At 72.9% G+C, this 18,085-nt stretch carries 23 protein-coding genes and 1 tRNA gene; 13 read left to right on the top strand and 11 right to left on the bottom strand.

The genetic code is table 11. The annotated features are described in order from the left end of the window. Positions 1 to 413: 413 nt before the first annotated feature. The 4 genes from KPL57_RS36895 to KPL57_RS36910 all read left to right on the top strand — a co-directional run bounded on the left by KPL57_RS36895 (position 414) and on the right by KPL57_RS36910 (position 2,404). On the top strand, positions 414 to 1,040 hold the full coding sequence (locus KPL57_RS36895; protein ID WP_226355163.1) for a hypothetical protein: 627 nt from the start codon (positions 414 to 416) through the stop codon (positions 1,038 to 1,040). 451 nt (positions 1,041 to 1,491) lie between these two features. Further along, entirely contained in the window at positions 1,492 to 1,863 is a 372-nt protein-coding gene (locus tag KPL57_RS36900) for a hypothetical protein (RefSeq protein WP_226355164.1), read from the top strand. Continuing rightward, positions 1,863 to 2,180, top strand: coding sequence for a hypothetical protein (locus KPL57_RS36905; RefSeq protein ID WP_226355165.1), 318 nt, complete (start codon positions 1,863 to 1,865; stop codon positions 2,178 to 2,180). Before KPL57_RS36900 ends, KPL57_RS36905 begins: the two co-directional genes overlap by 1 nt. Next, complete coding sequence (locus KPL57_RS36910) at positions 2,177 to 2,404, top strand: hypothetical protein (RefSeq protein ID WP_226355166.1); 228 nt, start codon at positions 2,177 to 2,179, stop codon at positions 2,402 to 2,404. The genes KPL57_RS36905 and KPL57_RS36910 overlap by 4 nt, the downstream gene beginning before the upstream one ends. A gap of 623 nt (positions 2,405 to 3,027) precedes the next feature. On the opposite strand, the gene KPL57_RS36915 is transcribed toward KPL57_RS36910, so the two are convergent. The 7 genes from KPL57_RS36915 to glmU form a co-directional block, all read right to left on the bottom strand. Further along, positions 3,028 to 3,204 (bottom strand): hypothetical protein, encoded by a 177-nt coding sequence (locus KPL57_RS36915; RefSeq protein ID WP_226355167.1) that lies wholly within the window; start codon positions 3,202 to 3,204, stop codon positions 3,028 to 3,030. Then, complete coding sequence (locus tag KPL57_RS36920; protein WP_226355168.1) at positions 3,201 to 3,569, bottom strand: hypothetical protein; 369 nt, start codon at positions 3,567 to 3,569, stop codon at positions 3,201 to 3,203. Before KPL57_RS36920 ends, KPL57_RS36915 begins: the two co-directional genes overlap by 4 nt. Beyond that, positions 3,566 to 4,609, bottom strand: a complete 1,044-nt coding sequence (locus KPL57_RS36925) for a tyrosine-type recombinase/integrase (protein ID WP_226355169.1) — start codon at positions 4,607 to 4,609, stop codon at positions 3,566 to 3,568. The genes KPL57_RS36920 and KPL57_RS36925 overlap by 4 nt, the downstream gene beginning before the upstream one ends. Further along, a complete protein-coding gene (xerC, locus tag KPL57_RS36930) occupies positions 4,606 to 5,577 on the bottom strand; it encodes a tyrosine recombinase XerC (RefSeq protein ID WP_226355170.1) in 972 nt (323 codons plus the stop codon). The genes KPL57_RS36925 and xerC overlap by 4 nt, the downstream gene beginning before the upstream one ends. Positions 5,578 to 5,588: 11 nt before the next feature. Beyond that, entirely contained in the window at positions 5,589 to 6,098 is a 510-nt protein-coding gene (locus KPL57_RS36935; protein WP_226355171.1) for a hypothetical protein, read from the bottom strand. 273 nt (positions 6,099 to 6,371) lie between these two features. Next, positions 6,372 to 7,352: a ribose-phosphate diphosphokinase gene (locus KPL57_RS36940; protein WP_226355172.1), complete on the bottom strand. Its 981-nt coding sequence runs from the start codon at positions 7,350 to 7,352 to the stop codon at positions 6,372 to 6,374. After that, on the bottom strand, positions 7,349 to 8,833 hold the full coding sequence (gene glmU, locus KPL57_RS36945; protein WP_374203863.1) for a bifunctional UDP-N-acetylglucosamine diphosphorylase/glucosamine-1-phosphate N-acetyltransferase GlmU: 1,485 nt from the start codon (positions 8,831 to 8,833) through the stop codon (positions 7,349 to 7,351). Before glmU ends, KPL57_RS36940 begins: the two co-directional genes overlap by 4 nt. Before the next feature lie 344 nt (positions 8,834 to 9,177). On the opposite strand from glmU, the gene KPL57_RS36950 reads away from it, so the two are divergent. The 4 genes from KPL57_RS36950 to KPL57_RS36965 all read left to right on the top strand — a co-directional run bounded on the left by KPL57_RS36950 (position 9,178) and on the right by KPL57_RS36965 (position 11,338). Then, the gene (locus tag KPL57_RS36950) at positions 9,178 to 9,699 is read left to right on the top strand and encodes a L,D-transpeptidase (RefSeq protein ID WP_226355174.1); all 522 of its coding nucleotides are present in this window, start codon (positions 9,178 to 9,180) and stop codon (positions 9,697 to 9,699) included. A 102-nt stretch (positions 9,700 to 9,801) separates the two neighbouring features. Beyond that, positions 9,802 to 10,245, top strand: coding sequence for an OsmC family peroxiredoxin (locus tag KPL57_RS36955; protein WP_073577628.1), 444 nt, complete (start codon positions 9,802 to 9,804; stop codon positions 10,243 to 10,245). Between the two features lie 74 nt (positions 10,246 to 10,319). Next, a complete protein-coding gene (locus KPL57_RS36960; RefSeq protein ID WP_226355175.1) occupies positions 10,320 to 10,712 on the top strand; it encodes a hypothetical protein in 393 nt (130 codons plus the stop codon). Continuing rightward, complete coding sequence (locus tag KPL57_RS36965) at positions 10,709 to 11,338, top strand: alpha/beta hydrolase (protein WP_226355176.1); 630 nt, start codon at positions 10,709 to 10,711, stop codon at positions 11,336 to 11,338. The genes KPL57_RS36960 and KPL57_RS36965 overlap by 4 nt, the downstream gene beginning before the upstream one ends. A gap of 56 nt (positions 11,339 to 11,394) precedes the next feature. Here the strand turns inward: KPL57_RS36965 and KPL57_RS36970 are convergent. Continuing rightward, a tRNA-Gln gene (locus KPL57_RS36970) sits at positions 11,395 to 11,465 on the bottom strand. Positions 11,466 to 11,627: 162 nt separating this feature from the next. Here KPL57_RS36970 and KPL57_RS36975 point away from each other — a divergent pair. The 5 genes from KPL57_RS36975 to KPL57_RS36995 all read left to right on the top strand — a co-directional run bounded on the left by KPL57_RS36975 (position 11,628) and on the right by KPL57_RS36995 (position 15,858). Continuing rightward, positions 11,628 to 12,902, top strand: a complete 1,275-nt coding sequence (locus KPL57_RS36975) for a class I SAM-dependent methyltransferase (protein ID WP_226355177.1) — start codon at positions 11,628 to 11,630, stop codon at positions 12,900 to 12,902. Between the two features lies 1 nt (position 12,903). Further along, positions 12,904 to 13,743: a sugar phosphate nucleotidyltransferase gene (locus tag KPL57_RS36980; protein WP_226355178.1), complete on the top strand. Its 840-nt coding sequence runs from the start codon at positions 12,904 to 12,906 to the stop codon at positions 13,741 to 13,743. Between the two features lie 28 nt (positions 13,744 to 13,771). Further along, complete coding sequence (locus tag KPL57_RS36985) at positions 13,772 to 14,446, top strand: PIG-L deacetylase family protein (protein WP_226355179.1); 675 nt, start codon at positions 13,772 to 13,774, stop codon at positions 14,444 to 14,446. Between the two features lie 44 nt (positions 14,447 to 14,490). Further along, positions 14,491 to 15,516, top strand: coding sequence for an NAD(P)-dependent oxidoreductase (locus tag KPL57_RS36990; RefSeq protein WP_226355180.1), 1,026 nt, complete (start codon positions 14,491 to 14,493; stop codon positions 15,514 to 15,516). Positions 15,517 to 15,588: 72 nt separating this feature from the next. Continuing rightward, positions 15,589 to 15,858: a DUF2277 domain-containing protein gene (locus tag KPL57_RS36995; RefSeq protein ID WP_226355181.1), complete on the top strand. Its 270-nt coding sequence runs from the start codon at positions 15,589 to 15,591 to the stop codon at positions 15,856 to 15,858. A gap of 10 nt (positions 15,859 to 15,868) precedes the next feature. On the opposite strand, the gene KPL57_RS37000 is transcribed toward KPL57_RS36995, so the two are convergent. The 3 genes from KPL57_RS37000 to KPL57_RS37010 are packed head-to-tail and all read right to left on the bottom strand — an operon-like array spanning position 15,869 to position 18,017. Next, the gene (locus KPL57_RS37000; RefSeq protein WP_226355182.1) at positions 15,869 to 16,285 is read right to left on the bottom strand and encodes a RidA family protein; all 417 of its coding nucleotides are present in this window, start codon (positions 16,283 to 16,285) and stop codon (positions 15,869 to 15,871) included. After that, a complete protein-coding gene (locus tag KPL57_RS37005) occupies positions 16,282 to 17,046 on the bottom strand; it encodes an IclR family transcriptional regulator (RefSeq protein ID WP_226355183.1) in 765 nt (254 codons plus the stop codon). Before KPL57_RS37005 ends, KPL57_RS37000 begins: the two co-directional genes overlap by 4 nt. Beyond that, entirely contained in the window at positions 17,043 to 18,017 is a 975-nt protein-coding gene (locus KPL57_RS37010; RefSeq protein WP_226355184.1) for a sugar kinase, read from the bottom strand. The genes KPL57_RS37005 and KPL57_RS37010 overlap by 4 nt, the downstream gene beginning before the upstream one ends. Positions 18,018 to 18,085 lie beyond the last annotated feature (68 nt).

An 18,085-nucleotide genomic window follows, 5' to 3' on the forward strand; every position in this document is an offset into this window, starting at 1 on the left:
GCCACGCCGAGGCCGCGGCGTCAACGTCACCGGGGCCCCGCCCCCTCAGGTTGAGCGGGGCCAGCGAACGCCGGATCGATGGGCGACACCCACTGAATCGCGACCGGACCTCGGGCCGGTCGTGGGGGTGGGCCCAGCGCCGCGCACCGCTCGGTCCGGGCTCGTACACACGGGCTCGGACCGAGCCCACTACCTCGCACCACCACCCCAGGACTGCGGCGTGAAGCGCACCGGGGGCTCGTCGTCCACGAACGCGAGCCCAGCACGCCGGACGTATGGGCACACCGCGTCGGCCGCGGTGATCGGCCAGCACCACCGATCGCGGATAGCCCAGCGCCGCACCCCTGTCCGGATCGGGCCACCCATCGTGTGGGGCCCGATCCGAACTCCGACCGCGAGAGAGGATCACCGCTTTGACCGACCAGCTCGCTTACCGACTGTTCCGAGTGGGATACGACGACGGCTCTCTGTACTCGCCGTTCCCCCACCGATTCGACGCAGTCCCCGCCGGCCCCGTCACCGCGGCTTGCGTTCCGTACCTGACCCCCGACCTGGAGCCCGAGGTGTGGTGGGAACGGTTCTACGACCCCGACGCCCATGACGTCCCAGGGCAGCGCTGCGGGTGCGGGTGGCGCGTGTATCCAACGTTGGCCGATGCCTGCGACGGGGCACGCCAATTCCCGCGCGACACCGCCGCGCTGTTCACTGGCGAGCGGCCGACCCCGACCGGGCTCGACCTCGCGCTCGTGACGGTGCGATGCAGCGGCGGAGCAGCGCCACGCCACGCCTTCAACGTGCCCGGTCTGTCTGAGCGCGGGGTATGGCCCGGCGACGACGAGGTCGGAACCATCCGGGTCGCCACGATCCAGGTCGCGGGGCCTGCGTGGCTCCCGCCGCACCTGCCCCGCCGGGTCAAGCGCTCGCTGGTGCAGCGGTACAGCATGGCGGCACCTGAGCTGATCGTGCTTGATCGGCCGGTCTTCACGGCGTTGCTGGACAACACGATCGCCGACACCGGCGCAACCGCCGTACCCGGGTGAGTGCCCGATGCCCCGGCACGGAACCAGCACCGAACGTGGCTACGACCACCGACACCGGGCCGAGGCCCGCCGGCTCAAGGCCCGATGCCCTCGCGTGTCGGCGATGCAACCGGTCAGCAGGGGCGACGTTGGGCAACAAGCTCCGCGATCGGGGCGAACGGCCGGCACCACGACTGCGCGTCTGGTGACGTGCCCGAGCACATCGCCACGTGCGACCGATGATCAGCACAACGCGTCGCGACTGATCATCAACGCGTCCGCGCAACATCAACATCGGGCCCAGATGAGATCAACAGCGCGCGGGGATCGACCAACGCTCTGACCTGCGGAAACGCAGCGTAGTCCAGAAAAATCCCAGGTCAGCGGCCTGGACCCCGCACTGGTCCGCAAATTATCTCCCCGCGACCTGAAATCAACGGGCCCCAGCGCCCCCACAGGGAAGGACCCGACCATGCCCGCCCCACCCCGCATCCCGCGCCCACCGGCGGGCACCCGCGCCGCCGGGAAGCGCCTGTGGACCTCGATCCTCGACCGCTACGAGCTGGAGGAGCACGAGCTGGCCCTGCTGGTCGAGATGGTCCGCACCGTGGACGTCCTGACCGTGCTCGATCAGACCGTCCGCGAGGAGGGCGTCACGATCAGCGGCGGCGAGTCCGGCCCGAAGGTGCACCCCGCAGTGATCGAGGCCCGCCAGCAACGCCAGGCCCTCGCCCGGCTGCGCGCCGCGCTGCGCCTGCCCGAGGAAGACGAGGGGTCCGGCGCCGACCGCCGGCCCCAGCGCCGCGCGGTCCGCGGCGCCTACGGCCCGCGGGCGGTGTCCTGATGCGCCGCCGCACCGACACCACCACCGCCCCGACGTCGCGCAGGCCCCGCACCGCAACCGCCGCGGGCCCGGTCATCCCCGCCGAACTGCCCGTCGAGTTCTGGCGCCTGGTCGACGACTCGCCACCGCCGATGCGTCCCCGGGACTGGCACGACCCCGAGCGACGTGAACGTCGCGGCGCCCACACCCGCCAGCTCCTCGACCTCGCCGGGGCCGCCGGCGTCGACATGGCCGCGATGATCACCGCGATCCGGGCGCACGCGAACCCGACCGAGCTGGACTGTCCCTGCCCCACCCACCGGGCCGGCGCCCGGTGAGGCGCCGCATCGTCGGGCCCGGTCCGGCCGGACTCCCGCCGGCGTTCTGGTCGGCCCTCGACGACCCCGCTCCCGGCGCCCACAAGCGCGCCCTCGCCCTCGCCGCGGCGGCGGGCGTCGGCCCGATCGCCGCGCTGCGCCTGGCCGTCGTCCACCGTCGCGGCGGACCGGCGCCGTGGGATCCGGCCCGCTGCCCCTGCCCCCTGCACCGCGACGGCCCCTGACCCGACACCGGCACCTCGAGCTATGAGCGCCCGCACCCCGGCATTCTCCCGGGGCCGCGGGCGCTTCTCGTCGGCGGAACCAGGATCCCCCGCCTCCGGGGAGGCGCCGGGGAGGCAGGGACTTCTCCCCGTGCCCCTCCCTGGCGCCCGGCGCCCGGCCGGACCTGCGGCAGCAGATGGTCAGGGAGGCATCGTGGGAGGGTGGGAGTTCTCCCGCAGCGGGTCCCACGACCCCCACCACCGTGCCCGACGTGCGCGTACGGCCCGTACGGGAGGCGCTGTGTGGCCCCCTCACGCGCCGCCAGCCCCCTCCTATCCGGCCTTCGCTCCACACGGCATGGACTCCCACACCGGGCGCCTGAGCCATCGTCAGCACCGTCGCAGAGGTATCGCAGGCGGGTAGGTGGCCACCTACCCGCCGACCTACTCGCTGACCTGCCGAAACCTGTCTGGGTAGGTGACGCTCAGCGTCCAGCAGTACACGGCGTTTCCCCAGGTCGACCTCACTGCGTGTGCGAGCGCGGCCTGACCTACCCCGACCAGCGGACGCGCAGGGAAGGCCCACCGGCGCACGGGTGGACCTTCCCTGCATCAGGCCCCAGGGACCCATCGCAGCGGTCTGGTCAGGTCGAATGCCCGCCGCGGCGTCGCGGTCCGGCGTGCCGACTCCGCAGCGGGAGCGCCCCGGACGTAGCCGCCCGCCGCCACCGCCTTCGGCAGGACCAGTCCGCGGCCGCCCACCCGCTCAGGGCGCCGGCCGCCGCGGCCACGAGGACCGCGACGACCAGGTCGACGTTCACCGGGCGGTCCGGGCGACCGCCGCGACGAGCGCCTCAACCAGTCCGCCCACCCGGTCCAGCGGGAGGACCACCGGGTCATCCCGCCAGCCACCCGCGTCGTCGAGGCCGACCACCAGCACGTTGCGGTGCTCGCCGTACTGGTCCACCTCGACCGCGACCACCCGGTCACGCCCGTACACGTCCCGGTGGGAGACCTCGCCCACCCGGACCACGCACATGTGGTCGTCGGTGCTGGTCGACCGGCAGCCGGGCAGGCAGACCACCCCGCCGACCACCCGGACCGGTCCGGACTCCTCTCCCGGTCCGGGTGCGGTCTGCGCCCGGTTCTCCCGGTCCGGTCCGCCCGCGGGCGCCCGCCGGGTCACCGTGCACGCCCCGCGCGAGCCCCGGCACCGCAGGCCGGGTTGGCCGGGCGAACCGCCACCCGGGAGATGGACTCGCCGAGCTGCGCCCGGGTCAGCCGCTCGATGTGGCGTGACACCTCGGTCCCCGACACCGCCGTGTACTTCCGCGTCATGTCGACGCTGGCGTGGCCCATCACGTCGGCCTGCCGGAACACGTCGGCGTCGATCTCGTGATAGCTGGTGCCGAACCGGTGGCGGAGCTGATGGGCGGTGGCCCGGACCCCGATCGCGGCCAGGTGCCGGTTCACCAGCTGCGACACCCGGTCCGGGGAGTGGTGGCCCCCGTCGAGCTGGCGCGGGAACAGCGGCCCGCGCGGACCGCGCAGGAACCCGCCGAGCACGACCATCAGGTCGGTCCCGACCGGCACCGTGCGCTGGTGGCCGCCCTTGCCGGTGATGTAGAGCAGCCCGGTCCCGTCCGGGCGCTCCTCCACGTCCAGGGTCCGCAGCCACGCGACCTCGCAGCAGCGCAGCCCGCAGCAACCCATCAGGGCCAGCCACGCATACAACACCGGGCGGGTCGTCGCGCACGCCAGCGCAAGCTGGTAGTCGCGCTGCAGGACCGGGCGGGGCAGGGTGCGGGGGATCTTCGGTCGGTGCAGCAGCACCGTCGGGTTGTCGGTGCGCACCTGCGGCCGGGACTTGGTCTGGCACCAGCCGTAGAAGCTGCGCAGCATCGACGCCTGGGAGTTCCGGCCCTCCGGGGACAGGTGGTCCAGGCCGTCGTAGTAGCGCAGCACCTCCAGCTCGGTCGCCTCGGCGATCGGGACCGGCGCCATGCGCCGGGCGTAGGCGGTGAGCTGGACCCGGCGCAGCCGCAGGGTGTTCGGGCGCCACCGGTCCCGGTGGAACGCCAGGAACCGCTCGATCACCTCGGCGTTGGAAAGCCGGACCCGAGCGTCCACCAGGTGCGGCCCGGACGTGACGTCGTCGAGGTAGGTCGCCGGTAGGACACGCTCGACCTGCTGGTGTCGGACCGCCCGGTCCGCTCCCGCGCTCACCGGTCACCGCCCGGGTGTCGGCCGACACGGGCGATGGTCTCGCTCAGCTGGCGGCGTGTGAGCTGCTCGACGTAGCGGGTCGCCTCGGTGGGGTTCAGGGCGGTGTAGATCTGCGTGGTGTCGACGCTGGAGTGCCCCATCAGCTTGGCCTGGCGGTACATGTCGGCGTCGATCGCGTGGTAGTCCGTGCCGAACTTGTGGCGGAGCTGGTGCGCTGTCGCGGTCACCCCGATCTCGGCGAGGAACTCGTTGGTCCGCTGCGACACGCCCTTGGCGTTGTGGGGCTGCCCGTCCGAGGGGCGGGTGAACACCGTGCCGCCTGGGTTCGCCCGCACGAACGGGCGCAGGGTGGCGACCACGTGGGTGCCGGCGGGGACCACGCGCTGCTTGCCGCCCTTCCCCGTCACGTGGAGCAGGCCGCTGCCGTCCTCGCGCTCCTCGACATCGATCGAGCGCAGCCACGCGACCTCGCAGCAGCGCAGCCCGCAGCAGCCCATCAGGCCGAGCCACGCGTACATCTGGGGATCGGCGAGCGCGCACGCCAGGGCCAGCTCGTAGTCGCGCTGCAGGATCGGCCGCGGCTGCCCCACGGGCTTACGCGGCGCCTCCAGGACGATCGACGGGTCATCTCGACGCACCCGCGCCCGCACGACCAGATAGCGGTAGAACCCACGCGCGGCGGACACGTACCCGCCGACGCTCTCGGCTGCCCCGTCGAGCTGGTCGTACCACGCGATCAGGTCGTCCTCCCCGGCTTCGGTGAGCGGGGTCGGGGCGAGGTACTGAGCGAGCTTGCGGAGCTGGATCGTGCGCAGCCGCACGGTGTTCGGGCGCCACGTGTGACGCTTACTCGACAGGTAGCGGGCGACGGCCTCCTCGTTCGCTCGGCGGGTCGCCTCCTCCTGGAGGAAGGCCTCCACCGCGGCGGAGGAGTCCAGGAACGCGTCGCGGGCACTGCCGCGGGTCATCGACCGGGTCATCACCGACCACCCACCAGGCGGGCGCGCTCGGCGTCGATCCGGGCCACGACGTCGTCGATGCCCGGGCCGTGCAGGTGCTCCACGATCAGCGTGCGGGCATCGGAGAGGACGGTGGTGGTCTCGGCCGTGGCCGGCCACCCCGCGAGCGCCATCGGCGCGGCGACGTCGGGGTCCCGGTCGATCGCCTGGGCGAGGATCTCGGCGAACGCCAGCGAGTGCACCACCTCGTGGACCTGGTCGGCGGTCATTGCCGCGGGGACGTCCTCGACGTGCACCAGGACCTGGTCGGCCATCGCAGGCCCGGCCGGGTGGATCACGGTCTCCGAGCGCAGCACCGCGATGTAGGCCAGAGCGGGGTCGTCGAGCACGACGCGGACGTGCTCCCGGCGGAACGTCTGCCCGGCCGCGGCGAGCACGGGCAGGTCATGGTCGGACGGTGCGCCGCACCAATCGGGGCACGGCGGCGGGTTGGTACCGGCGCAGGCGCCGGCGTCGGGGATAGTGCTCACGGGTCAGTCCTCCACGGGGGCTGATCAAGGGCCCGGCCGACGTTCACAGCGTCGTGTCCGGGCCCGCCTTCGTTGCGAGGGCGGGTGATCAGCAGGAGGGGCGGACCCCGTGTCCGGTGTGGACTGTCCTGGGCAGTGCTGGGGCAGTGGCAGAGATGGACGGGCCGAGGGAGCGCGTGACCCCGGGTGACAAGCCGTGATGAGCGTTCCGGCAGGTCAGACCGCGTGTCACGCGCGTCCCGGCAGGTAGTCCAGTCGGAGCAGAAACGCCAGTCAGGCGTTGCCGTCGAACAGGCTCGTGACCGAGCCGTCCTCGAACACCTGGTGGATCGCCTCGGCCAGCAGCGGGGCGATCGGCAGCACGGTCATGCTGTCGAACCGCTTCTCGGCCGGGATCGGCAGCGAGTCGGTGAAGATGACCTCCGACGCGCCGCAGTTCGCCAGGCGCTCGGTGGCCGGGCCGGACAGCACGCCGTGGGTGGCGGCCACGATCACGTCCGAGGCGCCCTCCTTGAGCAGCACCTCGACCGCCTTCGCGACGGTGCCACCGGTGTCGATCATGTCGTCGATGACCACGCAGCAGCGGCCCTCGATCTCACCGACCACCCGGTTCGCGACGGCCTCGTTCGGCTTGAGCGGGTCCCGGGTCTTGTGGATGAACGCCAGCGGGGTCCCGCCGAGGGTCTCGGCCCAGCGCTCGGCCAGGCGCACCCGTCCGGAGTCGGGGGAGACGACGGCGAAGTTGCCGTCCGGCCGGGTGCTCTTGATGTGCTGGGCGAGCACCGGCAGCGCGAACAGGTGGTCGACGGGGCCGTCGAAGAAGCCCTGGATCTGCGACGTGTGCAGGTCCAGGGTCAGGATCCGGTCGGCGCCGGCGGTCTTGAACATGTCCGCGACGAGGCGGGCCGAGATGGGCTCGCGGCCGCGGTGCTTCTTGTCCTGACGGGCGTAGCCCCAGAACGGCATGACCGCGGTGATCCGCTTGGCCGACCCGCGCTTGAGCGCGTCGACCATGATCAGCTGCTCCATGATCGCGTCGTTGATCGGGGCGGAGTGCGCCTGGATCACGAACGCGTCGCTCCCGCGGACCGACTCCTCGAAGCGGCAGAAGATCTCACCGTTCGCGAAGGAGTAGGCGGACTGCGGGGTGACCGTGACGTCGAGCTCCTTCGCCACGTGATCGGCGAGCTCCGGGTGCGCCCTCCCCGAGAACAGCATCATGTTCTTCTTGGGAGTGCCTGCGATCGCGCTCACCGTGCGGTGCCTCCTCGGCTGAGGTCTCTCGGGTCTGTCGTACCGGCGGAGGTGGTGTGACCTGCGCCGTCGCTGCTGGTCGTGCCGTTCGTGGACGGGTCGTTGCCCGCCCGCTGTGCCGCCTCGGCGGCGGGGGTGCCGGGCCGCTTGCGCGGCACCCACCCCTCGATGGTGCGCTGTGCTCCACCCGACACCGCGAGCGCCCCCGGCGGGACGTCCTCGCGGAGCACGGTCCCGGCGCCGGTGTAGGCGCCGTCCCCGACCGTGACCGGGGCGATGAACATGGTGTCCGACCCCGTCTTCACGTGGGATCCGATGACGGTCCGCTGCTTGCGGACACCGTCGTAGTTGACGAACACCGACGAGGCGCCGATGTTGCTCATCTCGCCGATCGTCGCGTCCCCGACGTAGGTCAGGTGCGGGACCTTGGTGCCCGCGCCGATGTCGGAGTTCTTGACCTCGACGAACGTGCCGATCTTGCCGCGCTCGCCGAGGACGGCGCCCGGGCGCAGGTAGGCGAACGGCCCGACCGACGCGCCGGGCCCGATCCGGGACTCCGACCCGTGGGTGCGGACGACGCTCGCGCCGGCCCCGACGACGGTGTCGGTCAGCGTGGTGTCGGGCCCGATCACCGCGGCCTCGTCGACCTCGCACACTCCGTGCAGCTGGGTGCCGGGGTGCAGGACGACGTCGCGCGCGAGCCGCACGTCGACGTCGACCCGGGTGGTGGCGGGGTCGACCACGGTGACCCCGGCCAGCATCCACTCCCGCAGCACGCGGCGGTTCAGCTCCGCGCCGAGCTCGGCGAGCTGGACGCGGTCGTTCACGCCGCGCACGCGCCACTCGTCGTCGCAGCGGACGGCGTGCACCGTCCGGTCCGCGGCGACAGCGGCGGCGACCAGGTCGGTGAGGTAGAGCTCCTGCTGGGCGTTGTGCGCGGCCAGGCCCGCGATGCCCGCGCGCAGGAACGCGGCGTCGAAGGCGTAGACGCCGGAGTTGACCTCCGCGATGGCCCGCTGCTCCGGTGTCGCGTCGGTCTGCTCGACGATCCCGGTGACGGCACCGTCGGCGGTGCGCACGATCCGGCCGTAGCCGGTGGGGTCGGCGACCTCGCAGGTCAGCAGGGTGACCGCGGCGCCGTGGTCGGCATGCTCGGTGACCAGCGCGGACAGGGTCGCGGTGTCGAGCAGCGGGACGTCGCCGTAGGTGACCAGGACGGTGCCGGTCAGGTCCGCGGGGAGCGGGGTGAGGCCGCTGCGGACCGCGTCGCCGGTGCCGAGGCGCTGCTCCTGGACGGCGGTGGTGGCGGTGCGGCCGAGGGCGGCGGAGATGCCGTCGACGGCCTGCTCCACCCGCTCGCGCTCGTGTCCGACGACGACCACGAGGTGCTCGGGGGCGGTACCGGCCAGTGCGTGCACCGCGTGGCCGAGCATGCTGCGCCCGCCCAGCTCGTGGAGCACCTTCGGCGTCGACGACCGCATCCGCGAACCCGCGCCCGCCGCGAGGACGATGCCGGCCGCGACCGCCGCCGTTCCGGGTGCCGGTCGGTCACCGGTGCCGACCCGGTCGGGTTCGGGCATGTTCGGTTCCTCCTGCCGGACTCGCCGCCCGTGCCGGGCGGAGGACGCGGGACGCGCCGTGCCGGTACGGCATCGTACGGGGACGGCCCCGGGTGACCCGGCGGGCCCGTCACGCCCGCGGTGACGTCGCCGTAAACCCAAGATCAACCCTTCGGGTGGTAACCGGTCGGGTACCGGACTCGTTCCACCGTTCAGACGACGGTGACCGGCCGGCCACCGTCCGTGATGCCGATGAGCGGAGTGCGATGACGCGCGAGGTCGAGGGACGCCGTCGGCGGCCCCGGGTGATGACGGTCCTGGCCACGGTGGCGGCCCTGGTGCTGGCCGGGCTGACCGCCGGGATGATCGGGACCGCGTCCGCGGCGCCGACGGAGTCCGACCGGGGCGGTCCGGGGCGCGCCGAGGGCACGCCCTGCTCGGCGGCCGCGCGCGCCTGCGTCGACCTCGCGAACAGCACGGCGTGGCTGATCCGCGACGGGAAGATCGAGGCCGGGCCGGTCCCGGCGTCGTTCGGGAAGAAGGGCCAGCGCACCCCGGCCGGCGTCTTCCAGGTCCAGTGGAAGAACAAGGACCACCGCAGCGCGGAGTTCAACAACGCGCCTATGCCGTTCGCGGTCTTCTTCGCCCCCGGCGGCATCGCCTTCCACGAGGGCAACACCGAGACCGAGTCCGCGGGCTGCGTCCGCCTGTCCCGCGCGAACGCCGAGCGCTGGTTCAACTCGCTGCAGGTCGGCGACCGGGTCGAGGTCACCAACATCCCGCAGTGACCGGAGGCGTTTCGCGGTCCGGGGTGGCGGGAACAGTCGGGGCGGAGAACACTGCCGAGTGATCGGTTGTGCAAAATCGGTCCCCACGACACGGAGGTAACGATGCCCACGCGCAGCGCCCGCACCGCATGGAACGGCTCCCTGGAGCAGGGCTCCGGCCAGGTGGAGCTGTCCAGCTCCAAGGTCGGTACCTACGAGGTCAGCTTCCCCAAGCGCGCCGCGGACGATGCCGGTGGCACCACCAGCCCCGAGGAGCTCATCGCCGCGGCGCACTCCGCCTGCTACGCGATGCAGCTCTCGGCGAACATCGCCGAGGCGGGCGGGACCCCCGAGTCCCTCGACGTCTCGGCCGACGTCTCGCTCGGCCCGGACAAGGACAACGGCGGCTTCAAGCTGACCGGCATCACGCTGAAGGTGCGCGGTGAGGTCACCGGCCTCGACGCCGACGGCTTCGCCAAGGCCGCGGAGGCGGCCAAGGCCGGCTGCCCCGTGTCGAAGGCGCTGACCGGCGTCGAGATCACGCTGGACGCCGCGCTGGAGAGCTGAGCCCCCGACACCCGACGCCCCGCCCGGATCTCCGGGCGGGGCGTCGTCGTGTCCGGACCTGGCAGGCTGACCGGGTGGACGAGATCCTCGACGCGGCGCTGAGCCCGGTCCTGCGGGACCTCGCGGGAGCCGATCCGACGGTCCGGGTCCGGCTCCGTGACGAGGAGTGGTCCGGCGATCCCGGGCGTCCGGCGGCGATGCTGCGCGGGCCCGGAGGGACGGGGGCGGGAGTCGCGGTCTTCCGGGACGACCCGCCGGGGCTGCGTGTGGCCGATGCCGCGGAACAGGTGCAGGAGTGGGCGGTCAAGGAGCTCGCTGCGGTCGGCGCCTCGAACTGGCCGGTCTGCCCCGCACATCCCGGGACCCATCCGCTGCGGGCCGGGCTCCGTGCCGGGCAGGCGTGGTGGGAGTGCCCGCACACAGGTGACGGCGTCGCCGTCGTCGGGGAGCTGGGGGACCGCCGGTGACCCGACCCCGCGGCGTCGCGCTGTTCGGCCCCGGCGCGGGCGGTGACCCCGGCCGCTACACCACCCTGACCGGTGCCCTGCGCGCCGCCGGGTGGGACGTCCTCGCCCCGCCCGCGGAGCGCTTCGTCCCGGCCACGGTGACCACCGCGCAGCTGCGGGCCCGGGTCGAGGCCCTGCACGCCGCCCTCGCCGCACACCCGGGCCGCGACGCGCTGCCGGTCGTCGCGGTCGGGCACTCCATCGGCGGGTGGGCCGCGCTCTGCCTCGCCGGGGCCCGGCCCTGTACCCGCGACGGCGAGGAGATCCCGGTGATCCCCGAGCCGCGGGTGTGGCGGCTGGTCGTGATCGCCCCGCCGGTGGGCTGGTTCGCCGCGCCCGCCGCGCTCGCGGACGTGACGGTGCCGGTCGCGGTGCACGTCGGCGCCGCGGACACGGTGACGCCGCCGTCGTCGACCGAGCTGCTGCGCGCCGCACCCGGGCCGGTGACGGTCACCGTGCACGAGCGCGTCGGGCACTTCGACATCGCCATGACCGAGCTGCCGCCGGGGGAGCGCCCGGCGGCCGGGCTCGACCACCGGGCGTTCCTGGAGGGGCTGGCGGCGGCGGTCGTCGCCGATCTCGGGTAGGCGACACCGTCGACGGCGGCCGGTTCCCGGGCCGGGAGACGGGGCGAGCAGGAGCGCTCCGCCGCCAGGATTCGAACCTGGACCATCGGAACCAAAATCCGAGGTGCTGCCGTTACACCACGGCGGATCGTGGGGCCTCGTCATCGTGACACGTCGGCGGCACCGTCCTTGCAGCGCACCCGCCCTGCGCGTTAGCCGAAGATGACAGGGATCACGGACAAACACCCACGAAAGGGTGACCCGCACCCCGGGCGCGGCGGATCCCCGTCGGGTTGACACACTCCCGTTCGTGCTGAACACGGATGCTTCCGGGACGACGTCGTCGATCGGATCCGGAACCGCGTTGACGTGCCGTCTCTGTGGCACGACCGACCTGCGCAGCTTCTGCGACCTGGGTGCCACACCGCCCTGCGAGCTGTTCCTCACCGAGCAGACGGCACAGCAACCCGAGCAGACCTTCCCGCTGCACGTGCGGGTGTGCAACTCGTGTCTGCTCGCCCAGCTGCCGCCGGAGATCAGCCCGGAGGAGACGTTCGAGGAGTACGCCTACTTCTCCTCGTTCAGCTCGTCCTGGGTCGACCACGCGCGCCGCTTCGTCGACTCGGCGCAGGAGCGCGCCGGGCTGGACACGGGCTCGTTCGTCGTCGAGGTCGCCTCGAACGACGGCTACCTGCTCCAGCACGTCGTCGCGAAGGGCATCCGCTGCCTGGGCGTCGAGCCGAGCGTGAACGTCGGTGAGGCCGCCCGGGAGAAGGGCGTCCCGACGCTCACCGCGTTCCTCACCCCGGAGACCGGCGCCCGGGTCCGCGCCGAGCACGGCCCGGCGGACCTGGTCTGCGGCAACAACGTGTTCGCCCACATCCCCGACGTCGTCGGCTTCGCGCAGGGACTGCGCGCCATGGTCGCCGACGACGGCTGGGTCTCCATCGAGGTCCAGCACCTGCTCACACTCGTCGAGCGCAAGCAGTTCGACACGATCTACCACGAGCACTTCCAGTACTACACGCTGCTCACCGGGCAGCGGGCGCTCGCCGCGGGCGGGCTGACCCTGGTCGACGTCGAGCTGCTCGACACCCACGGCGGCTCGATCCGCATGTGGGCGCGCCCGGCCGAGGTCGCCGGTGAGCCGAGCGCGAAGGTCCGCGAGGTCCTGGCCGCCGAGGCGGCCGCCGGGCTGCACACGCCGGAGGGCCACGACGGGTTCGCCGAGGCCGTCTCCACCATCCGCGACGACCTGGTGGCGTTCCTCATCGACGCCCGCCGGCAGGGCAAGCGCGTGGTCGGCTACGGCGCCCCGGGCAAGGGGAACACCCTGCTCAACTACTGCGGCATCCGGCCCGACCTGCTCGAGTACACGGTGGACCGGAACCCGTACAAGCACGGGCGGCTAACGCCGGGCACCCGAATCCCGATCTTCGCTCCGGAGCGGATCGCGCAGGACCGCCCCGACCACGTGTTGATCCTGCCCTGGAACCTGCGCACCGAGCTGACCGAGCAGCTGTCCTACGTCCGCGAGTGGGGCGGCACGCTGGTCTTCCCGATCCCGTCGCTCGAGGTGGTCTGACGTGAAGGTCGTCCTGTTCTGCGGTGGTTACGGCATGCGGATGCGCGATGGCGCGTCCGACCTCCCGAAGCCGATGCACCCGGTGGGGCCGCGCCCGCTGATCTGGCACGTGATGCGCTACTACGCCCACTTCGGCCACAAGGACTTCGTCCTGTGCCTGGGCTACGGCGCGCACCACATCAAGAACTACTTCCTGAACTACGACGAGACCGAGTCCAACGACTTCGTGCTGCACCAGGGCGAGGTCGAGCTCATGGGCAGCGACATCAAGGACTGGAACATCACGTTCGTCCACACCGGTCTGGACTCGCCGATCGGTGAGCGTCTGCGCCGGGTGAAGGCGCTGGTCAAGGACGAGGAGATGTTCCACGCGAACTACGCCGACGTCCTCACCGACGCCCCGCTGGACAAGATGGTCGAGCAGTTCGCCGGCACCGACGCCGTCGGGCAGCTGATGGCGGTGCCGCCGCAGTCGGCGTTCCACTGCGTCGACGTCGACGACAACGGCAGGCTCGAGTCGATCACCACGCTGCAGGAGATGCCGATCTGGGAGAACGGCGGGTACCTCATGTTCCGGCCGGAGATCTTCGACTTCCTCGAGAAGGACTGCGACCTGATCGCCGACGCCGCCGCCCCGCTGGCGCGCAAGGGCCGCATGTCGGCCTACCGGCACCGCGGCTTCTGGCAGCCTGCGGACACCGTCAAGGAGCGCAACGCACTGGAGGCGGCCTACCAGAGCGGCGCGCGCCCGTGGATGCTCTGGGAGTCCCACGAGACCGACCAGGACCCGCTGCAGGCCGCGATCGCCGAGATGCACCGCAGCAGCCACCAGCGCGACTAGGCCGCGATTCCGGGGGGAACGAGAGACCGTGCTGAACCTGTTGCCCGAGCGGCTGGACCGCATCCTGCTGCTCGGCGCCCACTGTGACGACATCCCGATCGGGGCCGGCGGGATGCTCCTGGAGCTGTGCCGTGCCTATCCGGGGGTGCAGGTCACCGCGCTGGTCCTCACCGGGGCGGGGTCGCTGCGCGAGGAGGAGGAGCGGGCCGCGCTGGCCGCGTTCACCCCCGGCGCGCACCTCGACGTCGTCGTCATGGACCTGCCCGACGGCCGCGTCCCGCAGCACTGGGAGCGGGCGAAGATGGCGCTGGAGGACCTGCGCAGCCGCAGCGAGCCTGACCTGGTGATCGGCCCGTCGCCGCACGACGCCCACCAGGACCACCGGACGCTGTCGCAGATGATCCCGACCGCGTTCCGCGACCACCTGACGCTCGGCTACGAGATCCTCAAGTGGGAGGGCGACCTCGCCCAGCCGACGGTCTTCCTGCCGCTGTCCGAGCCGGTGCTCACCGAGAAGATCGCCAAGCTCAACGAGCACTACGGCAGCCAGCGCGACCGGACCTGGTTCGACGACGAGACCTTCCGCGGCCTGGCCCGCGTGCGCGGCGTGCAGTGCCACGCCCGCTACGCCGAGGGCTTCCACGTCCAGAAGCTGACGCTGTCCGCAGCGCCGATGATCGGTTCCGAGCCGTCCGGCTTCTGACCCGCACGCCCGCACACATCCAGCACCCACACGAGAGGGACACCATGCGCGTACTGCTCACCGGCCACCAGGGCTACCTCGGGACGGTGATGGCGCCGCTGCTCGCCGCCGCCGGTCACGAGGTCACCGGCCTGGACTCCGGGCTGTTCGCGGACTGCGTCCTGGGCTCGTTGGACACCCCGGACGTCGACGGGATGTCGACCGACCTGCGGGACGTCACCGTCGACCAGCTGGCCGGGTTCGACGCCGTCGTGCACATGGCGGCGCTGTCGAACGACCCGCTGGGCTCGCTGGCCCCGGAGATCACCTACGACATCAACCACCACGCGTCGACCCGGCTGGCCCGGCTGTCGAAGGAGGCCGGCGTCGGCCGCTTCGTCTACGCCTCCACCTGCTCGGTCTACGGCGCCCAGTCCGGCGACGACCTCGTCGACGAGGACGCCCCGCTCAAGCCGGTCACCCCGTACGCGATCTCGAAGGTCCGTGTCGAGGACGACCTCGCCGAGCTCGCCGACGCCGACTTCGTGCCGGTCTCGATGCGCAACGCGACCGCGTTCGGGTTCTCGCCGCGGCTGCGCGCCGACATCGTGCTGAACAACCTGGTCGGCCGGGCGATCCTCACCAACGAGGTCACCGTGCTGTCCGACGGCACCCCGTGGCGTCCGCTCGCGCACGCCGAGGACATCGCCGGTGCGGTCGTCGCGGCGCTGGGCGCCCCGGCGGACGTCGTCCGGGCGCGGGCCTACAACGTGGGCACCGAGAAGAACAACCGGACCGTCGCCGAGATCGCGCAGGCCGTGATCGACGCCGTCCCCGGCTCGACGCTGAACATCACCGGTGAGGCCGGCAACGACCCGCGCTCCTACCGGGTCGACTTCGCCCGGGCCCGCAAGGAGCTCGGCTTCGAGGCGTCCTGGACGATCCCGGCCGGTGCCGAGCAGCTCGCCACCGAGTACCGGAACCGCGGCCTCACCCAGGACGCGTTCGACAACTCCTTCACCCGCCTCGCCGTGCTGAACCGCAGGCAGGCGGCGGGCGAGCTCGACGGGTCCATGCACGTCGTCCAGTAGTTCGCACTCGGTCGACGGCCCGTCCCGCGCTACGGTCGCGGGGCGGGCCGTCGTCGTATCCAGGGGGTGCCCATGTGCCGCAACATCCGGACGCTGCACAACTTCGAGCCGCCGGCCACGACCGACGAGGTGGACGCCGCGGCGCTGCAGTACGTCCGCAAGATCGCCGGGGCGGCGAAGCCGTCGCAGGCCAACGCCGAGGTGTTCGAGAAGGCCGTCGCCGCCGTCGCCGAGGCGACCCGGGAGCTGCTCGACGGGCTGACCACGACCGCCCCGCCGAAGGACCGCGAGGTGGAGGCGGCGAAGGCGCGGGCGCGGGCGGAGCTGCGCTACGCCCGCTGACCGTGCGGGGTCAGGACGCCGGGGCGGCCAGGGCGTCGATCTCCACCAGCATCTCGGCGTGGGGGAGCCCCACGAACACGGTGGTGCGGGCGGGGAGCGCGGCACCCTCGGGGACGTGGCGGGACACGAACTCGCCGTAGGCGTCGTTCATCGCGGAGAAGTGCTCCCGCTCGGTGAGGTAGACGCGGAACATCAGGACGTCGCCGACCGAGGCGCCGCCCGCCTCCAGGATCGCGCGGACGTTCTCCAGGGTCCGCAGCGTCTGGGCGTGCACGTCGCCCGGGGCGATGTAGGTCTTCGTCGCCGGGTCCATCGGGCCCTGCCCGGAGACCTGCAGCAGGCCGCCCTTGCGCACGCCCTGGCTGAAGGTGTGCGCGGGGGCGGGCGCGTCGGTGGTGGTCACGGTGCCGTTGGCGGCGGTGGTCATGCGGGGGGATCCTCTCGGGTCGGGCGCCAGCCGAGGTCGCGGGAGATCGTCCCGACGACGGCCAGCAGTGACGGGACCAGCTCCATCAGCTGGTCGTAGCCGGCGACGATGGTCGGCACGGACACCGACACCGCCGCGACGGCGGTTCCGGCCGGTCCGCGGACCGGTGCCCCGATGCAGTTGATCGAGGCCTCGTTCTCCTCGCGGTCCTGGGCCCAGCCCTGCTCGCGCACCCGGGCGAGCTCGGCCAGGTAGGCGTCGCGGTCGGTGATCGTGTGCGGGGTGCGGGCGAGGAAGTCGACGTCGTCGAGCACCCGGTTCCGCTCGGCCGCGGGCAGATCGGCGAGCAGCACCTTCCCGGCGGCGGTGGAGTGCACGGGTCCGCGCAGCCCGACCCGCGACGCCATGCGCACGTTGTCGAGCGACTCCAGCTTGTCGATGTAGACGATCTCGCCGTCGTCGCGCTCGGACAGGTGCACGGTGTGGCCGTGGGCCCGGTTGAACGCGTGCAGGTGCGGCGCGGCGACCGTGCGCACCTCCCGCTGGTCCAGCCCGCGCGAGGACAGCTCGAACAGCCGCGAGCCGAGCCGGTAGCGGTGGTGGTCGTCGCGGTGCACGAAGTGCTCGTCGGCCAGGGTGCGCAGCAGCCGCAGGACGGTCGTCTTGTGCACCTCGAGCGCCGTGGCGAGCTCGTCGAGCGACGCCGGGCCCTCCCCGAGTACCACCAGGATCCGCAGCGCCTTGGTGAGGCTGGTGCTCACACGGCCTCCCGGTCGGCGCTCACGCGCAGGGTCGCCCAGGCGTCGTCGTCGAGGTCGAGCAGGTGCTCGGGCAGCGGCGCGGCGGAGTCGCCGGGGACGACGAGCACCGCGGCGGCACCGAGGTGGCCCCGGCGCAGGCAGCGGCCCACGTCCTCGCCGCGGACCAGGCCGGTGAGCAGCCCGGCGGCGAACGCGTCGCCCGCCCCGACCGGCTCGACGACGTCGACGACCAGCGCCGCACGCTCGGTGACCGCGCCGTCGCGGTGCACGGCCAGTGCGCGCCGGGCGCCGTCCTTGACCACGACCAGCTCCGGGCCGGGCAGCAGCGCGCGCAGCCGGGCCGGGACGTCGGTGCCGAACACCCGCCGCGCCTCGTCCGCGCCGACGAGCACGACGTCGGCCCGGTCGGCCAGCGCGGCCACCGGCGCCGGGTCGCCGTCGGGCCACATCTGCTCGCGCCAGTTCACATCGAACACGACCCGATACGGGCGGGGGTGGGCCAGCAGCGCCGCCAGCGCCGCCGCGCAGGACGCCGACACGGCCGCGGTGATCCCGCCGACGTGCACCCAGTCCGCGACGGCGATCCGGTCGCGTACCGCGGGCACCTCCAGCAGCTCGGGCCCGGCCGCCGAGGCCGCCGACCCGGACCGCCGGTAGGTCATGACGGTGCCGCCGTCGGGCGCCGGGGACTTGGCGTAGCGGCCGGTCGGGAGGTCCGGGTCGACGCCGATCCCACCGGTGTCGACCCCGGCGGCGGCGAGCGTGTGCTGCACGAGGGCGCCGTGCCGGTCGGCGCCGAGACGCCCGACCCACGCCACCGCGACGCCGGCCGCGGCCAGGTCGAGCGCGACGTTCACCTCGGCGCCCGCGGCGTGCGCGGGGGCCCTCGGGTCGTCGACGGCGGTCGCGTCGGGGACCAGGGCGAGGGCCTCGCCGAAGCACACCACGGCGCTGCGGCCCGGGGTTTCCACTGCTGGGTTCTCCTCCGCCGTCGTTGACCGATCTGTCGCGGCGATGCTAGAACAGCCGCACCGAAATA

It is taken from the genome of Pseudonocardia sp. ICBG601 (genome assembly GCF_020496245.1).